General features: G+C 58.1%; 22 protein-coding genes and 1 pseudogene. 19 read left to right on the forward strand and 4 right to left on the reverse strand.

Features of this window, described 5'->3' with window-relative positions:
* Positions 1–150: 150 nt before the first annotated feature.
* Complete coding sequence (locus P406_RS02725) at positions 151–1,053, reverse strand: LysR family transcriptional regulator (RefSeq protein WP_046235260.1); 903 nt, start codon at positions 1,051–1,053, stop codon at positions 151–153.
* A 142-nt stretch (positions 1,054–1,195) separates the two neighbouring features.
* Between P406_RS02725 and P406_RS02730 the strand changes: the two genes are divergently transcribed.
* From P406_RS02730 to P406_RS02750, 5 genes are all read left to right on the forward strand, one after another.
* On the forward strand, positions 1,196–1,393 hold the full coding sequence (locus tag P406_RS02730) for a tautomerase family protein (protein WP_003400770.1): 198 nt from the start codon (positions 1,196–1,198) through the stop codon (positions 1,391–1,393).
* Positions 1,394–1,479: 86 nt separating this feature from the next.
* The gene (locus P406_RS02735) at positions 1,480–1,833 is read left to right on the forward strand and encodes a putative quinol monooxygenase (protein ID WP_003400769.1); all 354 of its coding nucleotides are present in this window, start codon (positions 1,480–1,482) and stop codon (positions 1,831–1,833) included.
* A gap of 76 nt (positions 1,834–1,909) precedes the next feature.
* Positions 1,910–2,524: a nitroreductase family protein gene (locus P406_RS02740; protein ID WP_024639536.1), complete on the forward strand. Its 615-nt coding sequence runs from the start codon at positions 1,910–1,912 to the stop codon at positions 2,522–2,524.
* Between the two features lie 85 nt (positions 2,525–2,609).
* Positions 2,610–3,194 (forward strand): carboxymuconolactone decarboxylase family protein, encoded by a 585-nt coding sequence (locus tag P406_RS02745; RefSeq protein WP_046235261.1) that lies wholly within the window; start codon positions 2,610–2,612, stop codon positions 3,192–3,194.
* Positions 3,195–3,392: 198 nt separating this feature from the next.
* Positions 3,393–4,340: an alpha/beta fold hydrolase gene (locus tag P406_RS02750; RefSeq protein WP_046235262.1), complete on the forward strand. Its 948-nt coding sequence runs from the start codon at positions 3,393–3,395 to the stop codon at positions 4,338–4,340.
* Positions 4,341–4,465: 125 nt separating this feature from the next.
* Here the strand turns inward: P406_RS02750 and P406_RS02755 are convergent, their stop codons facing one another.
* Entirely contained in the window at positions 4,466–5,365 is a 900-nt protein-coding gene (locus P406_RS02755; RefSeq protein ID WP_003400765.1) for a LysR family transcriptional regulator, read from the reverse strand.
* Between the two features lie 110 nt (positions 5,366–5,475).
* Here P406_RS02755 and P406_RS02760 point away from each other — a divergent pair, with 110 nt between their 5' ends.
* The 14 genes from P406_RS02760 (at position 5,476) to P406_RS02825 (ending at position 18,733) form a co-directional block, all read left to right on the forward strand.
* Positions 5,476–6,105, forward strand: a complete 630-nt coding sequence (locus P406_RS02760; RefSeq protein WP_046235263.1) for an NADPH-dependent F420 reductase — start codon at positions 5,476–5,478, stop codon at positions 6,103–6,105.
* Positions 6,106–6,135: 30 nt separating this feature from the next.
* Entirely contained in the window at positions 6,136–6,969 is an 834-nt protein-coding gene (locus P406_RS02765; protein WP_046235264.1) for a DODA-type extradiol aromatic ring-opening family dioxygenase, read from the forward strand.
* Between the two features lie 4 nt (positions 6,970–6,973).
* Positions 6,974–7,645: an alpha/beta hydrolase gene (locus tag P406_RS02770; RefSeq protein WP_046235265.1), complete on the forward strand. Its 672-nt coding sequence runs from the start codon at positions 6,974–6,976 to the stop codon at positions 7,643–7,645.
* A 33-nt stretch (positions 7,646–7,678) separates the two neighbouring features.
* The gene (locus P406_RS02775; protein WP_046235266.1) at positions 7,679–8,080 is read left to right on the forward strand and encodes a DoxX family protein; all 402 of its coding nucleotides are present in this window, start codon (positions 7,679–7,681) and stop codon (positions 8,078–8,080) included.
* A gap of 71 nt (positions 8,081–8,151) precedes the next feature.
* The gene (locus P406_RS02780) at positions 8,152–9,261 is read left to right on the forward strand and encodes an S-(hydroxymethyl)glutathione dehydrogenase/class III alcohol dehydrogenase (protein WP_046235267.1); all 1,110 of its coding nucleotides are present in this window, start codon (positions 8,152–8,154) and stop codon (positions 9,259–9,261) included.
* 70 nt (positions 9,262–9,331) lie between these two features.
* Positions 9,332–9,910, forward strand: a complete 579-nt coding sequence (gene gfa, locus P406_RS02785) for an S-(hydroxymethyl)glutathione synthase (protein WP_003400750.1) — start codon at positions 9,332–9,334, stop codon at positions 9,908–9,910.
* A 373-nt stretch (positions 9,911–10,283) separates the two neighbouring features.
* Entirely contained in the window at positions 10,284–11,915 is a 1,632-nt protein-coding gene (locus P406_RS02790; RefSeq protein WP_046235268.1) for an ABC transporter substrate-binding protein, read from the forward strand.
* Positions 11,912–12,862, forward strand: coding sequence for an ABC transporter permease (locus P406_RS02795; RefSeq protein ID WP_046235269.1), 951 nt, complete (start codon positions 11,912–11,914; stop codon positions 12,860–12,862). The genes P406_RS02790 and P406_RS02795 overlap by 4 nt, the downstream gene beginning before the upstream one ends.
* Before the next feature lie 4 nt (positions 12,863–12,866).
* Positions 12,867–13,799, forward strand: coding sequence for an ABC transporter permease (locus tag P406_RS02800; protein WP_082100681.1), 933 nt, complete (start codon positions 12,867–12,869; stop codon positions 13,797–13,799).
* A complete protein-coding gene (locus P406_RS02805) occupies positions 13,796–15,439 on the forward strand; it encodes a dipeptide ABC transporter ATP-binding protein (RefSeq protein ID WP_046235270.1) in 1,644 nt (547 codons plus the stop codon). Before P406_RS02800 ends, P406_RS02805 begins: the two co-directional genes overlap by 4 nt.
* Positions 15,440–15,681: 242 nt before the next feature.
* The gene (gene ehuB, locus P406_RS02810; protein WP_046235271.1) at positions 15,682–16,554 is read left to right on the forward strand and encodes an ectoine/hydroxyectoine ABC transporter substrate-binding protein EhuB; all 873 of its coding nucleotides are present in this window, start codon (positions 15,682–15,684) and stop codon (positions 16,552–16,554) included.
* Between the two features lie 57 nt (positions 16,555–16,611).
* Positions 16,612–17,289, forward strand: coding sequence for an ectoine/hydroxyectoine ABC transporter permease subunit EhuC (ehuC, locus tag P406_RS02815; RefSeq protein WP_003383635.1), 678 nt, complete (start codon positions 16,612–16,614; stop codon positions 17,287–17,289).
* Positions 17,290–17,292: 3 nt separating this feature from the next.
* Positions 17,293–17,943, forward strand: a complete 651-nt coding sequence (gene ehuD, locus P406_RS02820) for an ectoine/hydroxyectoine ABC transporter permease subunit EhuD (protein ID WP_046235272.1) — start codon at positions 17,293–17,295, stop codon at positions 17,941–17,943.
* Positions 17,936–18,733: an amino acid ABC transporter ATP-binding protein gene (locus P406_RS02825; protein WP_046235273.1), complete on the forward strand. Its 798-nt coding sequence runs from the start codon at positions 17,936–17,938 to the stop codon at positions 18,731–18,733. Before ehuD ends, P406_RS02825 begins: the two co-directional genes overlap by 8 nt.
* A gap of 67 nt (positions 18,734–18,800) precedes the next feature.
* On the opposite strand, the gene P406_RS30065 is transcribed toward P406_RS02825, so the two are convergent.
* On the reverse strand, positions 18,801–19,673 hold the full coding sequence (locus tag P406_RS30065; protein ID WP_370683546.1) for a methyl-accepting chemotaxis protein: 873 nt from the start codon (positions 19,671–19,673) through the stop codon (positions 18,801–18,803).
* Positions 19,659–20,729 (reverse strand): annotated as a pseudogene (locus tag P406_RS30070) (methyl-accepting chemotaxis protein); the annotation flags it as partial. The pseudogene P406_RS30070 and the gene P406_RS30065, both read right to left, overlap by 15 nt.
* Positions 20,730–21,008: the final 279 nt, after the last annotated feature.

The following is a 21,008-nucleotide window of genomic DNA, read 5'->3' on the forward strand; positions in this document are numbered from 1 at the left end:
ACGCGTCACGTGCCAGTATCAAGTGGAATGAACACTTGCCCAATCAGTATGTGTGGGGCTCCATGAATTGGCGGTAGCGGGTTCTGCAAAACCGGATTGGTCTGAGGTGATGCAGGGCGTCTGCCTGGCTGGAATGTCTTCGCGATGACGCTACTGCCAGTGCTCACACAACCGCACCAGCTCATCAACCACATACCTCACCTTGGGCCGCAAGTGAGAAACCCTGGGCCATACGGCATGTACTTCAACGGGCTCTGGTTCATAGCCTGCAAGCACCTCAACCAGTCGGCCCGCGTCAATGTCGTCCTTGAACAGGCAGCGCGGCATCTGGCACAGGCCGGCGCCGGCGACGGCTGCCAGGATCATGGCCTCGCCATCGCCGATCTGATGTGCGGAAGGTGGCGCGTAGCGAACGGTTTCCTGACCTTCATTGACTCGCCAGGAGAGTGGTTGGCCCCGTCGATGGCCGACGATGCAATGGTGACGATTCATATCTTCCAGGGTGTCAGGTACGCCAAAACGGGCCAGATAACTCGGCGCGGCGCAAATAGCCCAGCGTTGTCGCGCAAGCCGGCGAGCAACAAGGCCGCTGGTATCCTTGAGTTTTCCAAAACGAACCAGCAGGTCGATCCCCTCTTCAATCGGATCGACCAAGTGGTCAGAAAAAGTCATATTCAACTGCAGCGCGGGATACTTGTTAGCGATCTCAAATAACAACGGGGCGACAACCCGGCGCCCGAATGCCACGGGTATATCGATGCGCAATCGTCCGGACGGTTCGCGGGTTCCCGGAGCCAATCCGCTTTCAGCCGCACCGATTTCTTCGAGCGCGTTCGAGCAGGCGATGAAATAGGCATCGCCATCAGCAGTCAGAGATATTCGACGGGTAGAGCGATGAAACAGCTGGACGCCCAGTCGCCCTTCCAGGCGGGCTATGGATTTGCCGACGGCCGATTTCGAAATACCCAGTCGCCCGGCTGCCTCGGTAAAGCTATTCGAACGCGCTGCCACCACAAAGGTGATGACGCCTTGGAACGAGTCTATGGGAATCATAACCGCCCTGAAAAGTAGACAATAACTCTACCCACTTTAGAGTTTCAGGCAGTTTATCGCCAGACACTTCTACCCTAGCATGGCGGTATGTCTCTGGCTGATCACATCAGACCGAGTTTTCAATCCCAAACAGGAATACATCATGCCCGTCGTACGCGTCAGCTGGTTCGAAGGTAAAGAGCATGCTCAGAAAGCCGCCGTAGCTGCTGAAATCACCGAAAGCATCGTCAAAAACACGGGGACTCCCGCCGAATACATCTACGTCATTTTCGAAGACGTAGCACCGTCGGATTGGGCAGGTGCGGGCAAATTGTTCGGTGAAACTCCCGCCACGCCCTGAACCTGCACACTGCATAGATGCAACGACTGGATCAGCGTTGCATCCTCACCTGCCCCCCTTGGGGGCCGACCGTGGAAGAGATCACCATGCATCCACATATTTCCTGCTTATTCTCGCTTGCAATCAAACCCGGCGACTTTGCCGAGTTCAAAGCGCTGATCGCCCAGGTCGTTGCCGCCACCCGGAAAGAGCCCGGCACCCTGGTTTACGAGTACAGCGTGAATGAAGATCAAAGCGTTGCGCATATCCTTGAGCGCTATAACGTCGAATCCGTTGTCAGCCACGTAGACATCACCTTCGCCCCATTCGGCAAGCGCTTCCTCGAACTGTGCACCATCACCAGTCTGGTTGTGTACGGCACACCAGATGCCGAGATCCGTAAACGCTTGGATCCGTTCGGTGCTGTGTACATGACGCCGTTCGACGGCTTCAGCCGCTAACCGATTTGATCTGCGCAGACTCGACTGCAAAAAACCGGGGCTGCACTTGTTTCCCCCTTACGGCATAGAGAGCACCATGTCTATTATCGCTGACCTCATCAAGTCCCGAATTTCCGCCAACAACTACGACACTGAGCGCAAACTCTCAGATCAAGCGATCACTGATCTGATTGATCTGGCCACCCATGCGCCGTCCGCCTTCAACCTTCAAAACTGGCGTTTCGTAGCCATACGCAGTGAAGAAGCAAAAGCACGTTTGCTGCCGTTGGCCTATGGACAAAAGAAGGTGGTGGATTCAGCCGTGACATTTATTGTGTGTGGCACCCTGAATCCGCATCAAACGATTGCAGCATCGCTGAAGCCTTCGATGGATGCCGGGGTCATCGACAAGGCCATTTATGACATGTGGGTGGGCGCCGTTCAGGGTATGTACGCTGAAAATCCACAACTGCAGCGCGATGAAGCCATCCGTTCAGGCTCGCTGGCCGCCATGACGCTGATGCTTGCAGCTAAAGGCCAAGGCCTTGATTCAACCCCCATGATCGGCTTCGACCCAGCGGCGGTTGCAGAAGCATTCAATCTTTCAGCTACTGAAATCCCCGTGATGCTGGTGACCGTCGGTTATCCAGGCGAGAGCAACTGGCCGCAAAAGCCGCGTAAAGCCGTTCGCGAAGTGCTTGAGTTTATTTAGCACACAAAGTGCGGACGACGCATCGCTTAAGCAACCCTGTCAAACCCGACATCACGACGACCAGATCACTCTGAAGGAGCGTCCCATGGCCAACCCGACCGGCCCGCATGACAACATCAGTTCCAAAGTTGAAATCGAGTATCCCGATTTTACAAAACTGCCTGATCAGGTACGGGAAAAATTCGAGAAGCTTCCAACGAAGGTCAACTTCTTTCGAATGCTGGGTTACAGCCCCGGAGCATTTATTCCTGTCATCGACCTGACCAACGCAATATTCAGGGACCTCACCCTCTCCGACTATCATAAGGAGATGATGGTATTGCTGCTGGCTGCGCATGAGAACGTCGCCTATGAGTGGGAGCAGCATGTTTCCATCGCTCAAGTTGCGGGGGTTCGTCCTGATCAGTTCGTCGCCATCGCAGAAGGCTGCCTGGAGGATGCCACAGCGTTCAAAGAGGACGAGCGCGTCCTGCTTCGGTTTGGCCAGGCCATTATCGACAAAGGCAAGGCCCCGGGTGTGCTGTTCAAGCATACCTTGCAGCACTTCTCGCTCCATGAGCTGAGCGATGCCATTCTCGTCATTGGTTTTTATCGGATGTTGTCAGGCTACATTCAGACCTTCGATATCGCCGTTGATGCCCAGTCGAATGGCAACTGGATCAAAGGCTGATACCGACGCATGCCTGCTTCCTGAAGCATGGATCGATGGCTGTACCGCCATCGACTCACCTCCTCCTTTCAACGGTCGCGGCACGCTGAATGATCGAGCCTGGTCTGCGTGGGCAACGATCAACCCGTACGGCCTGCCAAAGGCCTGGGGCGATGCCAGGACCTGTCCATCACCCTTTTTAATTGCAGGTGTTCCTTCTTGAAATACCCATTAAAAGCCATAGCGCTCAACGCATTGCTTGATGAAGATTTCTACTTTCCCCATGAGATCATTGGTCAGCCCTTTCGTACCTCAGACTTTACTGATCTGAAGATAAGCAGCTTCACCACCAGCGACGGCGTTAATCTCGGCTATTGGGAAGCCGGCGCCGGGCAACCGTTGATCTTCATCCCCGGCTGGTCGGCCAACGGCGCAATGTACTTTCACCTGATGCACATCCTGAGCGAGCACTACCATGTGTATGTGCTGGACGTGAGAAATCAGGGCCTTTCCGAGCGCGTCGACTTCGGTAATCGCATTTCACGGTACGCTATGGACGTGAAGGAGTTCGCCGGCCATTTGGGCGTTTCGCAGGCCGACTACTGCGGCTGGTCCATGGGCGCATCGGTGATGTGGGCCTACATCGATCTGTTTGGCACGCAAGGCATTCGCACCCTGAGCATCATTGACCAGGCACCCTCGATTTATTGCCACGCCGACTGGACGGAGCAAGAACGGCTCGAGGCCGGGGCGTTCACCACGTCGCCCGAGCGAATGATTGCATCCTATGCGCAAGGCATCGCCACCAACAGGCTGGTTTCCGCAAGCCGGGTTGTCGAGCGAGCGATGGCGATGGACTCGCCCTACTTCCATAACGTCATCAGCCTCGTGCAAGAGGTGATTAAAGATGACATGGCATTTACCAGGCAGGTGCTTTTCGATCACACAACCAACGACTGGCGAGACGTCATTCGGTCAAAGATCAATGTGCCGACCGCAATCTTCACCGGTGAGTACAGCGACTGGCTGGAGAGTCAGCACTGGATGAGCTCGGTTATCCGGGACTCGGTGCTTCATGTGTACACCAAAGCCGAGCAAGGCGATCACTTCCTGGCGTTCAAGAATCCAGTGAAATTTGCGGCAGACCTGCGCAGCTTTTTGCAGTAACGGCGATTCGATGGGTGGCCGTACTTCCGGGTTTCTGCGGATACGGACGCTCCTGATACAGCGCTCCTTTTATCCGGCTGATACCTTCACTGCCCCTTATATCAGCCGGTTTTTCCAAAGGTCTGTCACCGCTCCCATACTGGATGGGCGAATCGCTCAACCAGAAAGTTGATCAGCGATCTTACCTTCGCGGGTAAATGTTTACGGGTTGGATACACCACGTAGATCCCCAACTCGACCGATTGATACTCGGGAAGTATTTCGACCAGATCGCCTCGGCGTAGATCCTGCGCCACCATAAAACTCGGCTGCAACGAAATGCCACCACCGGCCAATGTGATGGCGCGGCAGGTATCCCCGTTATTACATCGAACCACCGAGCGCGTGTGCACGCTTTCACTGCCTTCGGGCCCCTCGAATTGCCATTCAGTACCGCTGGCAAAGTTGCTGTAGGCCACTACCCCGTGCTCTGCCACATCCGATAGTTTTTCAATGGGTGCGTGGCTGGCCAGATACGCAGGCGACGCACACAGGCACATCCGGGTACTGGCCAGGCGTCTGCCCACCAACGACGAATTATCCATGCGTGCGATACGCACCGCTGCATCAATACCTTCGTCAACCAGATCCACCAGACGATCGCTCAAGCTGATTTCCAGCTCGACCTTGGGGTAGGCGCTCATGAAATCGGCCCAGATCGGAGCCAGGTGCAGCACGCCAAAACTGACCGGGGCGTTGACTCGAAGCACTCCGCTGGCCTCCGGCGAAGCAGACGATACAGCCTTCTCTGCCTCATCCATCATGGCCAGCACCTCACGGGCCTGGTGATAGAACTGACGCCCCTCATCCGTCAAGGAAAGCCGCCGAGTCGTGCGGTGCAACAACCGCGCGCCGAGACGCTCCTCCAGCGTGCTCACGTAACGCGAGATGGCTGCCTTGGACATGCCGAGTGGCTCGGCTGCCCCGACAAAACTGCCCTTATCAACAACGGTGCAGAAGACCTGCATTTCCAGTGCACGATCCATGATTGGCTCACTTAGTGGAACTATTCATCACATTCAGCCCGATTTATCCCTGCCTGGCAATCTATAAACTGGGCCCATCGAAACGCAACTCAACTCAGAGAGAGGCAGTCATGAAAATCACAGTAATCGGTACCGGCAACATGGGCTCAGCCTTTGCGAAACAGCTTTCTGCCGCAGGGCACAGCGTCCGCATCACTGGCCGTGACATCAGCAATGCGCAGGCCCTGGCCGACCAGCACGCGAATGTCAGCGCTTATGTAGCGTCCGACGCGTTGGGTGACAGCGAAGTGATCGTGGTGGCCACCGCCTATGCCGATGCGACCGCTGCACTGCAAAGCCTGGGTGACCTGACCGGTAAAGTGGTGATCGATATCACCAACCCGCTGAGCGCCGACTACATGTCATTGACCGTCGGCCACGTCACCAGCGCCTCGGAAGAAATCGCCAGGGCTGTGCCGCAAGCCAACGTTGTGAAAGCGTTCAACACCCTGTTCGCTCAAGTGCTCGCCGATGGTCCGAAGTTCGCCAACGACCAGACCGGCAGCGTATTTGTCGCCAGCGACAGTGAGCGCGCCAAGCAAACCGCTATCGCGCTGGCTCGCAGCCTGGGCTGGAACACCGTGGACGCTGGCGGCCTGGTTAACGCTCGCTATCTGGAGCCACTGGCGGGTTTCAACATCTACCTCGGTTACGGCGCGGGTCTGGGCACTTCGGTCGCTCCGGTCTGGCTGAGCAAGTAAGCAATACATCATCAATCAGGAGCAGTCACCATGAACACTTCATTCCCCCTGCTGTTTGTGTCTCATGGTGCTCCCACGTTCGCCATCGAGCCCGGCCTGGCAGGCCCGAGACTGGCCAGGCTCGGTCGTGAGCTGCCAAAACCTGATGCCATCGTGGTTGTCTCGCCGCACTGGATGACCCGTGGCGAAGTCAGGGTTACGTCAAGCACAGCACCTGAAACCATTCATGACTTTGGTGGTTTTCCGGGCGCTTTGTATACGTTGTCCTACCCGGCTCCGGGCGCACCAGCGTTAGCGAGTCATATTGTTGATCTGCTGCAGACGGCGGGCTGGCAATCGCGGCTCGATTCCGCCCGCGGCCTGGATCACGGTGCCTGGATACCACTTATGTATCTGGCACCCGACGCAGACATACCGGTCGTTCAGGTGTCCATGCCCGCCACGCTTGATACACGCAGCGCCTGGCAGCTCGGCGCAGCACTCAAGCCACTGCGTGAGATGAACGTATTGATCGTGGCGTCAGGCAGCCTCACCCACAACCTGTACGAGTTCCGCGGCGCAACAAGCCACGGCGCCGACTACGTCAAACAGTTCGCAGCATGGACCGCCCTGACCCTGCAGGCAGGAAACATTGATCAGTTGCTCGACTACAAGCAGTACGCACCTTCAGCCGAACGTGCACATCCGACCGATGAGCATTTCCTGCCGCTGTTTATTGCGCTCGGGGCAGCTGGTCACGGTTATCAGACACAGGTAATGGACGGCGGTATTACCCACGGCGTTCTGGCGATGGACAGCTACCTGTTTATCTCAATTGATAGCGAACGATTCGAGTCAGCTCAAACCGTTCAAGGTGTGAAATAACCTCATGCAAAACATCAACTTCTCTGAACCCGCACGCGAGTCCGAGTCGGGTATTTTCTTCCGTAAGGCATGTAGCACTGTCAACCCAAAGGCACGGTTGCTACTGCTTCACGGAGTAGGATCGAACGAAGCCAATCTCGCCAGTCTGGCCGCGTCGCTGCCCGAAGAGATCGAAATTCTGTTGCTCCGCGGCCCGCAGCAATTGGGTCCTCAAGGCTTCGCCTGGTACCAGGTCAACTTCACCAGCGATGGACCTTCTTTCAACCAGGAGCAGGCTGAGTCCAGCCGCCAGTTATTGATCCGGTTTATTCAGGCGCTTCCCCCGCTGCCCACTGTGATCGCCGGGTTCAGCCAGGGCGGCATCATGAGCTCAAGCGTCGGCGTCACAAGACCTGAGCTAGTGGCAGGTTTTGCGCTGCTGAGCGGGCGGATGCTGCGAGAAATCGAGCCAAAGATTGCGCCACGTGATCAGTTGCAAGGCGTCTCAGCCTTCATTGCTCACGGCCAGCAGGACAACGTACTGCCGATTGACTGGGCACATGAAGCTGACGCCTGGCTCAGCCGGATCGGTGTGCAGCACCAGACTCATTTTTACGACATGGCCCACGAGATCATTCCGCAGGAACTGGCTGACTTCTCGCAATGGCTGGATCGGACACTTTTGCTTTTCAACTGAACCCCACTGCTTATTTAACACAAGGAATTTTCCATGATCGATTCACGCACCGCACCTTACGCCGCTTTTGTATTGCGTCTGGCACTGGGCCTCATGTTCATCGCCCACGGCCTGACCAAAGTATTGGTCTTTACTCCGGCAGGTACTGCTGGCTTTTTCGAATCCATTGGCTTTCCAGGCTTCCTTGCCTATCCGGTTATGGCCTTCGAAGTGATCGGCGGTTTGATGCTGGTACTGGGGGTCTACGCCCGCTGGGTTGCTGCAATCGCTGTTGTTCAACTGTTTGCCGCCGCCACCGTGCATTTCGGCAACGGCTGGAGCTTCACCAATGCTAACGGTGGCTGGGAATATCCGATCTATCTGTCCGTCACAGCGCTGGTCCTCGCTCTGCTGGGTGATGGTGCTTTTGCTGTGAAATCTTCCAGAACGCAGTGACAGGCACCTCTCGATGCTCGGCCCAAAGACAACGATCCAAGGGTCGAGCATCATCAATTGGAGAAAATCACATGAAGTCTCGTGCTGCAGTTGCATTTGAACCTGGCAAGCCGCTCCAGATCGTCGAGATCGACGTCGAGCCGCCACGCAAGGGCGAAGTGCTGATCAAGATCACTGATACCGGTGTATGCCATACGGATGCTTTCACACTTTCGGGCGATGATCCGGAAGGCCTGTTCCCGGTAGTACTGGGCCATGAAGGCGCCGGCATCGTCATCGAAGTAGGCGAAGGCGTGACCAGCGTGAAAGTCGGTGACCACGTCATTCCGCTGTACACCGCCGAATGCGGCGAGTGCCTGTTCTGTAAATCGGGCAAAACCAACCTGTGCACCGCTGTGCGCGCCACTCAGGGCAAAGGCGTGATGCCGGACGGCACTTCACGCTTCTCCTACAACGGCCAACCCCTGTACCACTACATGGGTTGCTCGACCTTCAGCGAGTACACTGTTGTCGCTGAAGTTTCTGTCGCGAAGATCAATCCAGACGCCAACCCCGAGCACGTCTGCCTGCTCGGCTGCGGCGTGACTACCGGCATTGGCGCGGTGCACAACACGGCCAAAGTCCAGCCTGGCGACACAGTCGCGGTATTTGGCCTGGGCGGCATCGGTCTGGCGGCGATTCAGGGTGCGCGTCAGGCCAAGGCAGGACGCATCATCGCTATCGACACCAACCCTGCCAAGTTCGAACTGGCCCGTTCGTTTGGCGCTACCGACTGTGTGAATCCAAAAGATCACGAACAGCCGATCCAGCAGGTGATCATTGAGATGACTGGCTGGGGTGTCGACCACTCCTTCGAATGTATCGGTAACGTGCATGTGATGCGCGCTGCGCTCGAATGTGCCCACCGCGGCTGGGGCCAATCGATCGTCATTGGTGTCGCCGGTGCCGGTCAGGAAATCTCGACACGTCCCTTCCAGCTGGTCACCGGCCGTACCTGGAAAGGCTCAGCGTTTGGCGGCGTAAAAGGCCGCAGCCAACTGCCGAAGATGGTTGAAGACGCGATGAAAGGCGAGATCGAGCTGGCACCTTTTGTCACTCACACCATGGGCCTGGAGCGCATCAATGAAGCGTTTGACTTGATGCACGAAGGCAAGTCGATCCGCACCGTCATCAAATACTGATGTCGTCCACTGTTCCGGGGCAGTTGCCATAGAACCTGTTCCAAGTCACCCCTATAGCTGGAGGTACACTGTGAGCGATGTAAAACTTCACCCTGCGCTGGATAACGGCATCAAATCCGCTGCTACCGACTTTGCAGGCGGCACTCTGCAGTGCCTTTGCCCGACCGACAAGGTTGAGGTCAAAGTCGATGCTCAAACACTGCATAACCACGCCTGCGGTTGCAGTAAATGCTGGAAACCAGCGGGCGCCAGGTTTGCCGTCATCGCGGTAGTCAATCGCGACAAAGTCAGCGTTACCGTCAACGCAGCCAAACTGACCATCATTGATGCAAGCGCTACCATCCAGCGTCACGCCTGCAAAGAATGTGGTGCCCACATGTATGGTCGCATCGAAAACCAGAACCACGCGTTCCACGGTCTGGATTTCGTGCACACCGAACTGTCTCCTCAGACAGGCTGGGCTGCGCCCGGCTTTGCCGCGTTCGTCTCGTCGGTCATTGAAACGGGTACGCCGCCAGCTGAAATGGACGGCATTCGCGAACGTTTCAACACGATGGGTTTGCCAACCTACGACTGTCTTTCCCCGGCACTGATGGATGCCTTGGCAGCACACGTAGCGAAGCAAAATGGCGTTCTTCAGGCGAGCTGAGATAATCCCTGGCGGGCATCACCCACCTTACCAAGCGTGGTGATGGCTTATCCGGAACGCATGCACTGAACCATACAGCACTCACAAAGCCCTCCTGACTCGAGGGCTTTGTCGTTTCCGGGGCGCGCTGCAGACCCGTTACAGAAATTGGCCATGCACCATAAAATACCAATAGAGCATAATTAATAACTTTATAAATCATAAAAACCTATATTAGCTTAGAACAAAAAAGAATTTTACAGCGCATAACCATAAGAATACGGTCTTAATAAATCAGTGCTGAAGCACTGTGCTCGACTTGAAGAGGACCTTCCATGCGCCGTACACCACCTTCGACTTTCTCAGATGGATTCGTGACTCGGAGCACAATGCGATGACCCGGCGCCCGCTCCTCTCGCGCCTGCTGTTTACCGCCGTCACAGCCATTACCCTGCTCGGCTGCTCACCTTCCGGCCAGGACGGCCAGGCAGCCAAAACCCTCAAAGTGGGGTTCTTCAGAGACAACACCACGCTGGTCAGCCTTGACCCCTTTCAGGTTTACTGGCTGGAGCATCGGGTGGTGCTGCGCAATATTGCCGAGTCCCTGACCGATCAGGACCCGCAGACCGGCAAGATCATTCCCTGGCTGGCGGAGCGCTGGGAAATCAGTGACAACGCGCTGGAGTACACCTTTCACTTGCGCAAGGACGTGACCTTCAGCAACGGCACGCGTTTCGACGCTCAAGCGGTGAAGACGGCCTACGACGCGGACAAGTCGTTCGCCGCACAATTGCCAGCCACCTTCGGCGCCACTTACCTCAAAGGCTACGACCACGCCGAGGTACTGGACGACTTCACCATCAAACTGGTGCTGGCCCAACCCAATGCAGGCTTTCTGCAAGCCACCTCAACCACCAATCTCGCCATTCTTGCTCCAGAGTCCTACGCGCTCAGCGTTAAGCAGCGCTCGCTGGGTGCAATCATCGGCACCGGGCCATTCGTGCTGGAGCGCTACACGCCTGAAAGCGGTTTGCGCCTGACCAAACGCAAGGGCTATGCCTGGCCATCGGCCAATGCGCAGAATAAGGGCGAGGCGCATCTGGACGCGGTCGAGGTCAGCTACGTGCCGGAAGAAAGCGTACGTAACGGCCAGTTCGTTCAGGGGCATGTCGATATTCTCTGGCCACGCAATCCGTTCTCCGAGGTGGACCTCAACCTGTTCAAGTCCAAGGGCGCGACCATTCAGAGCCGTTCGCTGCCAGGGCCTGCGCTGAACCTGTACCCCAACACGCGCGGCAATCGCATTCTTGCCGAACGCAACGTGCGCCTGGCCCTGCAGAAGGCAATCGACCGCAAGACCTACGCAGCCACCGTTTATAACCCGCAATTCCCGGTGGTCTCCGGCATCTACGACGTCACCACGCCGTTTTATGAAAACCAGGCCGACAAACTGGCCTACGACCCTCAAGGTGCAGAGCGCCTGCTCGACGCTGCGGGCTGGCAGAAAAACGCCGACGGCTATCGTTATAAAGAAGGCAAGCGACTGAAGCTGGCCTACAACCTGTCCCCCGCCGAAACCGCTGGCGATGTGCTGATTCAGGATCAGCTGCGCAAGGTGGGTATCGAGCTCAAGCTCAACGTGGTGACCACCGCCGAATGGGCTGCGGCCAATGCGGCAGGCAATTATGACCTGACGTCCACCTACATGACCCGTGCCGACCCGATCATTCTGCAGACCATCATCGACCCGCGCAGCGCCAATAGCTCGACACTGGCGACCAACCTTTACGCGCCGGAAACACTGCCCAAAGCCCTTGCGCTGTTCGACGCCGGGCTGACCGCCACGCAAAGCGAACAGCGCGCCCGGGCCTATGGCGAGTTGCAGGACTTGCTGGTCGACGAAGGTTCGGCGTTCCCGGTCTACGAGCGGGTCTGGCAAGCCGCCACAGCGAAAAACGTACGCAATTTCCACTGGACGGCGGAAGGCTTTGCGCTGTTAAACGACATCGAGTTGGCAACGACATGAGCCGCTATGTCCTCAGTCGCATCGCGCAAGCGCTGCTGGTACTTTGGGGTGCCTACAGCGTCACCTATTTCATTCTGTACCTGCTGCCCGGTGACACGCTGTCGATCATGCTCAGCGCCTCGGGTGTCGAAATCGACTCACTGTCCGCGCAGGACCTCGCCAAGGCCAAGCTCTATTACGGACTGGACCGGGGCATCTTCGAGCAATACGTCGATTTGCTATGGGGAGCAATACATGGCGACTTCGGCAACTCGCTGACGCTCAATCGCCCGGTGTCGGAATTGCTGATCGAACGCCTGCCTCAAACCCTGAGCCTCGCGGGGCTGGCCATTGTTCTGTCACTGATCGGCGGGATCGGTCTGGCGTATCTCACTGCCTACGTACGCTGGCAGCCCTTGAAAGTCGCCTTGTCACGCCTGCCGTCGCTGGGCTTCTCGGTGCCGGTCTTCTGGATGGGCCTGCTGTTCATTCAACTGTTCGCGTTCACCCTTGGCTGGTTCCCGGCGACCGGCAATCAGGGATTTTCCAGCCTGATATTGCCCGCCGTCACGCTGGCGATCCCCAGCGCTGCGGTGTACACCCAGGTTTTGCAACGTGGCTTTCAGGGCGTCTGGAAAGAGCCCTACATCATCACCGCTTACGCCAAGGGCCTGACCCGCGGGCAGGTTCAGGCCCGCCATGCGTTCAAGAATGCTGCCCTGCCGCTGCTGACACTGATCGGCCTGCAGGTCGGCAACACAGTGTCCGGCGCGGTGCTGGTGGAAACCATTTTCGCGCGCGCCGGGGTCGGTCGACTTGCCCAGGAAGCCGTGCTGCGCCAGGACATCCCGGTGGTACTGGCCATCGTTGCGGTCTCCGCAGCTGCGTTCGTCGTGGTCAATCTGATCGTTGACCTGCTGTATCCCGCGCTGGATCCGCGCATCGCCCATATGCCAAAGGTCTCCTGAAGCCATGACTATCTTCGACAACCGCCTTGCGCGCCTGGCTCGCCTGGTTGCTTCCAGTGAAACCATTTCCGGGAAAACCGCACCTGAAGCGCAGTGGCGGCGGCGCAGCAGCCTGAGTCGGACCATGCAAGCTGCCAGGCCGTTGTTGCGGCGCCCGGGTTTTCTGCTGGCCGTGGCAATCGTCGCCTTTGCGCTGCTGGCCGCGATGGCACCCAATCTGCTGAGCAGCTACGCACCTTATGCCACCTCGCCTGCCGACAAGCTCACCGCCCCCAATGCCGCGCACTGGTTCGGCACCGACGAGCTGGGCCGTGATCTTTATACCCGCGTTGTGCATGGCTCCAGCCTGTCGGTACAGGCGGCATTGCTGGCGGTTGGCATCGCCATGGCCGGCGGTCTGAGCCTGGGGGTGATTTCCGGTTTCGCAGGCGGGCGCATCGATGCGGTGATCATGCGCGTGATCGATGTATTGCTGGCCCTGCCCGGCCTGTTACTGGCGCTGGCGATTGTCACCGCTATCGGTTTCGGCACCCTTCCGGTGGCCATTGCGGTCGGTGTGGGAATCATCCCCGGCTTCGCACGCACCACCCGCGCCGAAGTATTGCGCGTCAAGACCCTGCCTTACGTCGAAGCCGCGCGTCTGGGCGGTGCAAGCTGGACGCGAACCCTGCTGCGCCACATCCTGCCGAACGCCTGGGGCCCGGTGGCGGTGCTCGCCACGCTGGACTTCGGCGCGGCGATTCTGGCCACTGCCGGGCTGAGTTTTCTGGGTTTCGGCGCCGAACCACCGGCCGCCGAATGGGGCACGCTGATTGCCAACGGTCGTCATTTTCTGATGACTGCACCCTGGGTGTCACTGTTGCCGGGGCTGTTCGTGGTCGGCGTGGTGTTCAGCTTCAACCACATCGCCCGCACGCTGGAGGAGACTCAACGATGACCGACACCGCTCAACTGATCGACATTCGTCATCTGAGTGTCGCCTACCGCTTCGATGGCCAGATCAACCAGGCCGTGCGTAACGTATCCTTTCAGGTCGCCCGAGGTGAAACCGTGGCGATTGTCGGCGAATCCGGGTCCGGCAAGTCGACGATGGCCAACGCCATACTCGGCCTGTTGCCGGACAACGCGTCCATAACCAGCGGCGAGCTGCACGTCGATGGACAGGATCTTGGCCATGCCGGCGAACGCGAGAAGCGGCGAATTCGCGGCGGCACCATTGGTCTGGTACCGCAGGACCCGATGGTCAGCCTCAACCCTACCCTGCGCATTGGCCGGCAAATCGCCGAAGCATTGATTCAGGCCCACGGCCGACGTTATCCGGCAGTCGATGCCGATGTGCTGGAATTGCTGCAGCAGGTCGGTCTGGACAAGCCGGTATTGCGTGCTCGTCAGTACCCGCACGAACTGTCCGGCGGCATGCGCCAGCGCGTGTTGATCGCCATCGCCCTGGCCGGCAATCCACGCCTGATCATCGCCGACGAGCCCACCAGCGCTCTGGACGTGACGGTACAACGCAAGATCCTCGATCATCTGCAACGTTTGGTGGCCGAGCGTGGTATTTCCCTGCTGATCATCACCCACGATCTGGGCGTGGCGGCCGACCGGGCCGATCGAGTGCTGGTGATGAACAAGGGCGAGCTGGTCGAACAAGGCCCCCCGCAACAGATACTCATCGCGCCTCGCCATGCCTACACACGTGCGCTGATCGCAGCAGCACCGGCGTTCGGGCAACGCAAGAGCCCGGCAACACCGCGCCCGGTGTCGAGTAACGACCGGCCACTGCTGACCTTGAGCAACATCGGCAAGACCTATCGCCTGCCCTACGTGAAAGGCGAGGACGCCGACTTCCAGGCGCTGCAGGACGTCAACTTCAAGGTGTATCCCGGCCAGACACTGGCCATCGTCGGCGAGTCCGGCTCGGGTAAAAGCACCGCACTGCGCATTGCGTTGGGTCTGGAGAAGCCCACCCACGGACGAGTTTTACTGGACGACCAGGATGTCACCGACCTGGGCTGGCGCGAATTCAGACCGCTGCGACGGCGTATCCAGTTAGTGCAGCAAAACCCGTTCGCGGCCCTTGACCCACGCTTCACGTTATTTGAAAGCATCGTCGAACCCCTGGTCTCGTTCGGCCTGTTCAAAGGCCGCGAACTGGAACAGATCGCACGCCGGTTGATAGAGCGAGTGCAGTTGCCCGTGGCCTATCTGGACCGCCTGCCGCGCGAGCTTTCCGGTGGACAGCGTCAGCGGGTTGCCATTGCCAGAGCGCTGGCTCTGCAGCCCGATCTGCTACTGCTCGATGAGCCGGTCTCGGCACTGGACGTGTCAGTGCAGGCACAGATTCTCGACCTGCTGGTCGAGCTGCAGGCTGAATCGGGCATCGCCTACGTGCTGGTCTCTCACGACCTTGCAGTGGTCGCCAGCGTTGCTCATCAGGTGCTGGTGCTCAAGCATGGCAAGACCGTCGAGTACGGGCTGGCCGAGGATGTTTTTGCCAGACCTGAAGCGGCCTACACCCAGGAGTTGATTGCCGCGATACCTGGCCGGCGTCTGGAGTTGCGAACAGGGACGCACTGACAAATACCTGGTCTTGCATCAATAGGTCGCACGACGCTTGGCATCCATAACGGCGGCGACTGCGTATATGCATATTCCTTATCGATATTTAAATTATTTTTTTAATAGCTATAGAGTTGCATCTTATGCAGCAAATGTTGCCGAAGCAGGACGCAGGCAAGACCAAGCTAACTTGCGCACCTGACCCGCATGTTCAGGCCGCATCAGCAAGAAGCCCTATTCCCCCACTTCGAGCACCCGCAATGAAAGGCATCAACCCCCTGTCGTTCCCAGCCCTGATGGGTTCAGCGCTGCTGCTGAATGCCGTCATTTCATTCCCTGCCCTGGCCGGACTGCTGGAAAAAGGTCGCGCTGACGGCCTGACCGCTGGCATCGCCAATGAACAGCCCTATGCCTACATCGGCACCGATGGCAAAGCCACCGGGGCCAACGTCGAGATACTGCGGGCGATTCTCGAACCGCTGGGCATCAAGCAGATCGAGACGCCTATCACTGACTTCGGTTCGCTGGTGCCCGGCCTTGCAGCCGGTCGTTTCGACTTGATCGGTGCAGGCCTGTTCATCAATCCGAATCGCTGCAAGGTCATCGCGTTCTCCAACCCGGTGACACGCTCCGGCGGTGCGTTCATTGTCAAAACCGGCAACCCTTTGAACCTGCACAGCCTCAAGGACGTCGCCAGCAACGCCAAGGTGCGCCTGGCCACGCAACCTGGCAGCAATCAGGTTCAGGAAGCCAAAGACAGCGGTATCGCCAACGGCAACGTGGTGTTGTTCGACAAGGACACCGAGGCATTGGCCGCCTTGCAGGCGGGGCGCGTGGACGTGGTGTACTTTCCGGACGCCGAAGTCATCAGTCTGGTCAAAAAAGCCAACAGTCCGGACATCGAGCGCGCCTTGCCTTTCGAGCAGATTCCGGACGCCAGTGGCAAACCGGGCTGGAATTACCACGCCTACGGCCTGCCAAAAAACGATCCGGCTTTTGAACAGGCTTTCAACGAACAACTGGCCAAACTCCGGGCGTCGGGCGAGCTGCTGAAAATTCTGCAGAAGTACGGCTACACCGAAAACGAACTGGCTGACCCGGCCATCACCGCCGCCCAACGCTGCAACCCATGACCTGCCCCGCCCCGCAAGGGCGCGCAGTAAACGGCCCTGACCCACACGAGTACGGCCATGCCTGTTGATGCTGCAACACTGGAAACCGCAGGTTTCATTGCCAGGCAACTGGCCCACGGCGCCTGGATCACCCTGCAGATCACTGTGCTTGCCGAACTGCTGGTGCTGGTGCTCTCGTTTGTAATCGCCCTGATGCGCCTGTCGCCATTTCGGGCGTTACGCTGGTTCGCCACGGTATATGTCGAGGTGCTGCGTGGCATCTCTGCATTGGTGCTGCTGTTTTATCTGTTCTTCATTCTGCCGCTGTTCGGCATTCGTCTGTCACCCATGACCACGGGCGTGCTGGGGCTGGGCCTGACGTTTTCGGCGTATGGCGCGGAAATCATTCGCTCGGCACTGATCAACGTCAGCCAGGGTCAACGTGACGCTGTGCGTGCGCTGGACTTCGGGCCGATAAGCGCATTTCGGCGAATCATTCTGCCGCAGGCCCTGCCGTTCATGATCCCGCCGATGGGTAATCAATTGGTCGAGCTGCTGAAAACCACGTCACTGGTCTCGCTCATCACCCTCACCGACCTGACCTTTACCGGCAGTCAATTGATCACCACGCTGGGCCAGCAAACGCTGATCTGGAGCATCGTGCTGGTGTGCTATTTCGTGATGGCCTGGCCACTGAGCTGGCTGGTCAAGCGTTATGAGCAGCACGCCACCGCTTGGCGCACGGCCAGGGGATGAACGATGGAGTTTGATATCGCATTCGCCTGGTCGATTCTGCCGGAGCTGTTTCAGGGCTTGCTGGTGACCGTGCAGGTCGTGGTACTGGGCTTCCTGCTCGCGGTTTTGCTCGGTCTGATCCTGGCCATGACACTGCGCTCGCAGATAACCGTCGTGCATCGCCTGAGCAAAGGCTACCTGAGCTTTTTCCGCAATACGCCGCTGATGGTCCAGTTGTATGTACTGTTCTTCGCGCTGCCGCTGGCGGGCATCACCTTTCCGGCGATCACCACCGGTGTGATCGGCCTTGGCTGCTATTACGCGGCCTACATTGCCGAAGCGTATCGCGGTGCCATTGACGACATCCCGGCCGGACAGTGGGAAGCCGCACGCGCCCTGGATTTCACTCGTGGCGACACCTGGCGGCGCATCATCCTGCCGCAGGCGTTGAAACCCATGCTGCCGGTGCTCGGCAATTACCTGATCGGCATGTTCAAGGAAACGCCGCTTCTGGCGGTGATTACCATCCCTGAACTGTTTCAGGCGGCCAAACAGATCGCCGGCATGACCTATCGTTACAACGAACCGTATACAGTGATGGCGCTGATGTTTCTGGCGATCAGTGTGCCGACCTCGTTGCTGTTCAAATACCTGGAAAGGCGCAGCCATGTCTGATCTCGCACACACCGCAATCCCGTCCGTCACCACTGCGCAGATACAGCTGAAACACGTGGTCAAGGACTTCGGCCGCAACCGGATCATCGACCATCTGGACCTGAGCATTCCTCAAGGTCAGAAAGTCGCCTTGATCGGCCCCAGTGGCTCGGGTAAATCAACGGTATTGCGCCTTATCAAGGGCCTGGAAAACTACCAGCAAGGCAGCATAGAAGTCGCAGGCGAAGCAGTGCCCGCGCGCGCATCCGGATGGCGCTGGCCTGGCGCACGCAAGGCTCCGGTGGAGCATCGGGTAGGCATGGTGTTCCAGCAGTTCAACCTGTTCCCGCACCTCACCGTGCAGGAAAATGTCACCGAAGCGCCGTTACGGGTACTCAGACTGACTCGCGAAGAGGCCCTTGAGCGCGCGCATCAATACCTCGGGCTGGTCGGACTTGCTCACAAGGCCGATGCCTATCCGAGCCAGCTTTCCGGTGGTCAGCAACAACGCGTAGCGATTGCCAGAGCGCTGGCCATGCGTCCGCAGGTCATGTTGTTCGATGAAGTCACGTCGGCGCTCGACCCCGAGCTGGTCGGCGAGGTACTGGCGGTAATTCGCTCGATTGCCCACGAATTTCAGATGACCATGCTACTGGTGACCCACGAGATGAAATTCGCTCAGGACATCGCTGACCGGGTGCTGTTCATGGAGGGAGGCCGCATCGTGGCGGACGGCACCCCGAGCGAAATTCTGCTGAATCCGCAAAACGAGCGGACCCGAAGGTTTCTGCAGCGGGTGGAGCAGCGCTGATTGCCAGCGCCGCTCTTTTTGCAGGGTGAGACGTTTGAACTTCGCAACGATTTGAAAGTGGCGACCATCAGATCCGGAAGCGCGCAACCATGTCCTGCAGGTTGCTGCCCAGGCGCGCCAGTTCCACGGTAGACGCTGCGCTCTGCTCAGTGGCCGTGGCCGACTGATCGGCAATATCGCGTACGCTGATGACACTGCGATTGATTTCGTCGGTCACGGCGCTCTGCTCTTCAGCGGCAGCAGAGATCTGTTGACTCATCTGCTCGATGGTCACGATCGAATGAGTGATTTCAAGCAGCGATTCTTCGGCCTGGCGCGCCAGCGCCACGGTGCCTTCAGTACGTTGACGGCTGGCATTCATCAGCTCCGATGCCGCGCCGGTGCCATCCTGCAAGGACTTTATCAGCGCCTCGATTTCAGTCGTGGATGACTGTGTACGCTGAGCCAGCGAGCGCACCTCATCGGCCACCACGGCAAAGCCACGGCCCTGCTCACCGGCACGTGCAGCTTCGATCGCGGCATTGAGGGCCAGCAGGTTGGTTTGTTCTGCCACCGCCTTGATCACATCGATGACGCCGCCAATCTTGTCACTGTCCTGAATCAGGCGCTGCATGGCCTCGCCCAGTTGCCCCACTTCACCGGCAAGCTGGCTGATTTCACGCGTGGCGTGTTGCACCACGCTGCTGCCGTGGGCTGCACGATCACTGGCCTGTCTGGCGGCCTGCGATGCATCTTCAGTGTTCTGCGCTACTTCCTGGACAGTGGACGCCATCTGGTTCATGGCGGTCGCCACCTGATCGACTTCCAGTTTCTGCTGAGTGACACCCGCGCTGGTCTGCTCGCTGACCGCTGAAAGCTCCTCGGCTGCCGTGGCAATTTGTGTCACGCCATTGCTGATACCGCCAATCAGGGTCCGCAGCGATACGGTCATGTGTTGCATGGTGTTTTGCAGCAGGCCCAGTTCATCCTGGCGAGTGGTGCTGAGGTCGTTGGTCAGATCGCCGTCGGCAATCCGACGCGCCGCGATCACAGTCGAATCGAGCGGACGGGTGATCTGACGGGTAATCAGGATCGCCGCGAAGATGCCCAGCAGCAATACGATCACCGCCACCGTGAGCAGCTGGGTTACTGCACTGTCTTTTTCTTTATTGGCACTGACCACCTGACCCGCCATCAGCTTTTCGGTACTGGTGACAATGTCCACTGACTGCTGGCGAAGACTGTCACGAATCTGATCACTCTGTTGCATCAGTTGCGAGATGGAGACCATCAACGACTTGTACTGTTGCAGCGCCGCAAGCGCCTCATCTACTGCCGGGGCTGCCTTGTTCGGCAATTGATTGCGCGCGCTGCTTACCTGAGCGATCAGAGAGTCGGCAGCGTCGAAGGTAATCTGCCTGTTTTCAGCGGTCGGGATACTGATATAACGGCGAAACACCAGGCGAAAGTTGGTCATGCCATTGCGCAGGTCGCCGGCAATCTTCACCTGGTCGATACCGCTTTGATCCAGCGATCGGGAAACGTCGTCCAAGGTCTTTTGCAGGAGTGTCTCAAAGCTTCCGCTCACTTGTTCGGAAATGGTGATCAGCGGCTGCATGGCCTGATCAATTTGCCGATTGTTATCGACCAATTGACTGAACGTTTGTCTCAAGCCACCCGCCTGATCGCGAATACCTCTGAGGATATCGGCGTTGGCCGGAACGGTCAGAATCTTCAGGCCTTCCTCGATGGTCTTGCCCAGATTGTCCAGGGCGGCCGTGTAGCCCTGCGAATTACTCGCGTCAGGCTTGGCGGTATAGGCCTGCGCAGCGATCCTGAGGCTCAGCGCATCGGCCTTCACCTCAGAAACCCTGGCTGCCTTGCCCAGCCGCTCGATCAGCAGGTTGGTGCTGAGGTAACCGATCGCGGTGACCGTCAGCACACCCAGCAGTATCAGACCGAAGCCTACACTCAGCTTTTTGCTGACCTTCAAATTGTCCAGCCATGTCGACTTCATCAAACTTTTCCTCGGGATTTATCGTAACAACCAAGGATCGACTGTCCGCTGGCGAACTTGATAGCCGCGGCGATTGCAAAGACTGATCGAAGAGATAGCAATATGACATGAGCTTTTTTGGCTCACCATAAGGGGAGCATTCTCAGCCCCGAATGCCTGGCCGCTATCCACCCTGCGGGTCACCCGGCTGCAGCTTTTCGAAGACCTATGGGTACTCATCATTGCCAGTGATAGTAACCTTCGGTTTATTCGATTCGTTAATAACACCCCGTGCGCAAC

The organism is Pseudomonas syringae pv. coryli str. NCPPB 4273 (assembly GCF_000972175.1).
GTDB classification, from domain to species: Bacteria; Pseudomonadota; Gammaproteobacteria; order Pseudomonadales; family Pseudomonadaceae; genus Aquipseudomonas; species Aquipseudomonas syringae.

Excerpts from the sequence above, each read along its gene's own strand:
- ehuC (WP_003383635.1), top strand. The coding sequence starts at position 16,612 with ATGCCTGTTGATGCTGCAACACTGGAAACCGCAGGTTTCATTGCCAGG.
- P406_RS02760 (WP_046235263.1), top strand. The coding sequence starts at position 5,476 with ATGAAAATCACAGTAATCGGTACCGGCAACATGGGCTCAGCCTTTGCG.
- P406_RS02745 (WP_046235261.1), top strand. The coding sequence starts at position 2,610 with ATGGCCAACCCGACCGGCCCGCATGACAACATCAGTTCCAAAGTTGAA.
- ehuD (WP_046235272.1), top strand. The coding sequence starts at position 17,293 with ATGGAGTTTGATATCGCATTCGCCTGGTCGATTCTGCCGGAGCTGTTT.
- P406_RS02805 (WP_046235270.1), top strand. The coding sequence starts at position 13,796 with ATGACCGACACCGCTCAACTGATCGACATTCGTCATCTGAGTGTCGCC.
- ehuB (WP_046235271.1), top strand. The coding sequence starts at position 15,682 with ATGAAAGGCATCAACCCCCTGTCGTTCCCAGCCCTGATGGGTTCAGCG.
- P406_RS02775 (WP_046235266.1), top strand. The coding sequence starts at position 7,679 with ATGATCGATTCACGCACCGCACCTTACGCCGCTTTTGTATTGCGTCTG.
- P406_RS02740 (WP_024639536.1), top strand. The coding sequence starts at position 1,910 with ATGTCTATTATCGCTGACCTCATCAAGTCCCGAATTTCCGCCAACAAC.
- P406_RS02735 (WP_003400769.1), top strand. The coding sequence starts at position 1,480 with ATGCATCCACATATTTCCTGCTTATTCTCGCTTGCAATCAAACCCGGC.
- P406_RS02765 (WP_046235264.1), top strand. The coding sequence starts at position 6,136 with ATGAACACTTCATTCCCCCTGCTGTTTGTGTCTCATGGTGCTCCCACG.
- P406_RS02795 (WP_046235269.1), top strand. The coding sequence starts at position 11,912 with ATGAGCCGCTATGTCCTCAGTCGCATCGCGCAAGCGCTGCTGGTACTT.
- P406_RS02725 (WP_046235260.1), bottom strand. The coding sequence starts at position 1,053 with ATGATTCCCATAGACTCGTTCCAAGGCGTCATCACCTTTGTGGTGGCA.
- P406_RS02755 (WP_003400765.1), bottom strand. The coding sequence starts at position 5,365 with ATGGATCGTGCACTGGAAATGCAGGTCTTCTGCACCGTTGTTGATAAG.
- P406_RS02780 (WP_046235267.1), top strand. The coding sequence starts at position 8,152 with ATGAAGTCTCGTGCTGCAGTTGCATTTGAACCTGGCAAGCCGCTCCAG.
- P406_RS02730 (WP_003400770.1), top strand. The coding sequence starts at position 1,196 with ATGCCCGTCGTACGCGTCAGCTGGTTCGAAGGTAAAGAGCATGCTCAG.
- P406_RS02800 (WP_082100681.1), top strand. The coding sequence starts at position 12,867 with ATGACTATCTTCGACAACCGCCTTGCGCGCCTGGCTCGCCTGGTTGCT.
- P406_RS02825 (WP_046235273.1), top strand. The coding sequence starts at position 17,936 with ATGTCTGATCTCGCACACACCGCAATCCCGTCCGTCACCACTGCGCAG.
- P406_RS02790 (WP_046235268.1), top strand. The coding sequence starts at position 10,284 with ATGACCCGGCGCCCGCTCCTCTCGCGCCTGCTGTTTACCGCCGTCACA.
- P406_RS02770 (WP_046235265.1), top strand. The coding sequence starts at position 6,974 with ATGCAAAACATCAACTTCTCTGAACCCGCACGCGAGTCCGAGTCGGGT.
- P406_RS30065 (WP_370683546.1), bottom strand. The coding sequence starts at position 19,673 with ATGCAACACATGACCGTATCGCTGCGGACCCTGATTGGCGGTATCAGC.